We start from the raw sequence: 3,012 nt of genomic DNA on the forward strand, positions 1-3,012 counted from the left end.
GGGGTTGTGGGACTTTTCAGACAGTTCTGCCGATCTGTCGGCGTTACAAGAAGGTATAGACGAACCGCATTGAAAGGCGGGTCATAGAGGGTGCCAACCCCGTAGTCGAAATGCCTCTCTTGACGCGAAGAGTATCCCAAGTAGCACGGGGCCCGAGAAATCCCGTGTGAATCTGTCAGGACCACCTGATAAGCCTAAATACTCCCAGATGACCGATAGCGGACAAGTACCGTGAGGGAAAGGTGAAAAGTACCCCGGGAGGGGAGTGAAATAGTACCTGAAACCGTTTGCTTACAAACCGTTGGAGCCTCCTTAGTAGGGGTGACAGCGTGCCTTTTGAAGAATGAGCCTGCGAGTTAGCGATATGTGGCGAGGTTAACCCGTGTGGGGTAGCCGTAGCGAAAGCGAGTCTGAATAGGGCGATTCAGTCGCATGTCCTAGACCCGAAGCGAAGTGATCTATCCATGGCCAGGTTGAAGCGACGGTAAGACGTCGTGGAGGACCGAACCCACTTAGGTTGAAAACTGAGGGGATGAGCTGTGGATAGGGGTGAAAGGCCAATCAAACTTCGTGATAGCTGGTTCTCTCCGAAATGCATTTAGGTGCAGCGTTGCGTGTTTCTTGCCGGAGGTAGAGCTACTGGATGGCCGATGGGCCCTACAAGGTTACTGACGTCAGCCAAACTCCGAATGCCGGTAAGTGAGAGCGCAGCAGTGAGACTGTGGGGGATAAGCTTCATAGTCGAGAGGGAAACAACCCAGACCACCAACTAAGGTCCCAAAGCGCGTGCTAAGTGGGAAAGGATGTGGAGTTGCTGTGACAACCAGGAGGTTGGCTTAGAAGCAGCCACCCTTGAAAGAGTGCGTAATAGCTCACTGGTCAAGTGATTCCGCGCCGACAATGTAACGGGGCTCAAGCACGCCACCGAAGTTGTGGCATTGACATTATTGGTAGGCCTTCGTGGTCCAGCCGTGTTGATGGGTAGGAGAGCGTCGTGTGGCCAGCGAAGCGGCGGTGTGAACCAGCCGTGGAGGCTACACGAGTGAGAATGCAGGCATGAGTAGCGAAAGACGTGTGAGAAACACGTCCTCCGAAAGACCAAGGGTTCCAGGGTCAAGCTAATCTTCCCTGGGTAAGTCGGGACCTAAGGCGAGGCCGACAGGCGTAGTCGATGGACAACGGGTTGATATTCCCGTACCGGCGAAGAACCGCCCAAGCTAATCCAGTGGTGCTAAGAGTCCTAACCCGGCTGAGTGGATCCCTTCGGGGTGAAGCCGGCCGGTCTAACGCTCGACCCCGTTCTGGTGCGGCTAGCGTATTAACAGGTGTGACGCAGGAAGGTAGCCCAACCCGGGCGATGGTTGTCCCGGGGCAAGTGCGTAGGCCGAGAGATAGGCAAATCCGTCTCTCATTAAGGCTGAGACACGATGCGGATAAAAAGTGGGTGATCCTATGCTGCCAAGAAAAGCATCGACGCGAGGTTCAAGCCGCCCGTACCCCAAACCGACTCAGGTGGTCAGGTAGAGAATACCAAGGAGATCGAGAGAATCGTGGTTAAGGAACTCGGCAAAATGCCCCCGTAACTTCGGGAGAAGGGGGGCCTTCCGCTTATTAGGATTTACTCCGAAAGGGCGTGGAGGCCGCAGAGACTAGTGGGTAGCGACTGTTTACTAAAAACACAGGTCCGTGCCAAGTCGCAAGACGATGTATACGGACTGACGCCTGCCCGGTGCTGGAAGGTTAAGAGGACCGGTTAGCCGCAAGGCGAAGCTGAGAATTTAAGCCCCAGTAAACGGCGGTGGTAACTATAACCATCCTAAGGTAGCGAAATTCCTTGTCGGGTAAGTTCCGACCTGCACGAATGGCGTAACGACTTCCCAACTGTCTCAACCGCGAACTCGGCGAAATTGCATTACGAGTAAAGATGCTCGTTACGCGCAGCAGGACGGAAAGACCCCGTGACCTTTACTACAGCTTGGTATTGGTGTTCGGTGTGGCTTGTGTAGGATAGGTGGGAGACTTTGAAGCGGTGACGCCAGTTACCGTGGAGTCATTGTTGAAATACCACTCTGGTCACTCTGGATATCTAACTTCGAACCGTAATCCGGTTCAGGGACAGTGCCTGGTGGGTAGTTTAACTGGGGCGGTTGCCTCCCAAAAAGTAACGGAGGCGCCCAAAGGTTCCCTCAACCTGGTTGGCAATCAGGTGGCGAGTGTAAGTGCACAAGGGAGCTTGACTGTGAGACTGACAGGTCGAGCAGGGACGAAAGTCGGGACTAGTGATCCGGCAGTGGCTTGTGGAAGCGCTGTCGCTCAACGGATAAAAGGTACCTCGGGGATAACAGGCTGATCTTGCCCAAGAGTCCATATCGACGGCATGGTTTGGCACCTCGATGTCGGCTCGTCGCATCCTGGGGCTGGAGTAGGTCCCAAGGGTTGGGCTGTTCGCCCATTAAAGCGGTACGCGAGCTGGGTTTAGAACGTCGTGAGACAGTTCGGTCCCTATCCGCTGCGCGCGTAGGAAATTTGAGAGGATCTGACCCTAGTACGAGAGGACCGGGTTGGACGAACCTCTGGTGTGCCAGTTGTTCTGCCAAGAGCACCGCTGGTTAGCTACGTTCGGGATGGATAACCGCTGAAAGCATCTAAGCGGGAAGCCGGCCTCAAGATGAGATTTCCATACCTTCGGGTGAGAGGCTCCCAGCCAGACTACTGGGTTGATAGGCCGGATGTGGAAGCGTGGTAACACGTGAAGCTGACCGGTACTAATAAGCCGATGACTTGATAACACACCGTTTAGGTGCTTGCGTCCACTGAGTGGTTCTCGATGTACGGTCGAGAACCGCATAACGAATATTCGTTGTGCAGACTGAAACATCAATAGTGTTTCGGCGGCCATAGCGTGAGGGAAACGCCCGGTTACATTCCGAACCCGGAAGCTAAGCCTCACAGCGCCGATGGTACTGCAGGGGGGACCCTGTGGGAGAGTAGGACACCGCCGGACTTCTTTCG

At 54.7% G+C, this 3,012-nt stretch carries 2 rRNA genes (1 of these 2 only partly in view); both read left to right on the top strand.

The window, feature by feature from the left end:
- A 23S ribosomal RNA gene (locus Q9S78_RS14275) occupies nt 1-2,789 on the top strand; it begins 416 nt to the left of the window's first position.
- A gap of 98 nt (nt 2,790-2,887) precedes the next feature.
- Nucleotides 2,888-3,004: ribosomal RNA gene (gene rrf, locus Q9S78_RS14280) — 5S ribosomal RNA — on the top strand.
- The last annotated feature ends 8 nt before the right edge of the window (nt 3,005-3,012 follow it).

Source organism: Microbacterium aquilitoris (genome assembly GCF_031932285.1).
Taxonomy (GTDB): domain Bacteria; phylum Actinomycetota; class Actinomycetes; order Actinomycetales; family Microbacteriaceae; genus Microbacterium; species Microbacterium aquilitoris.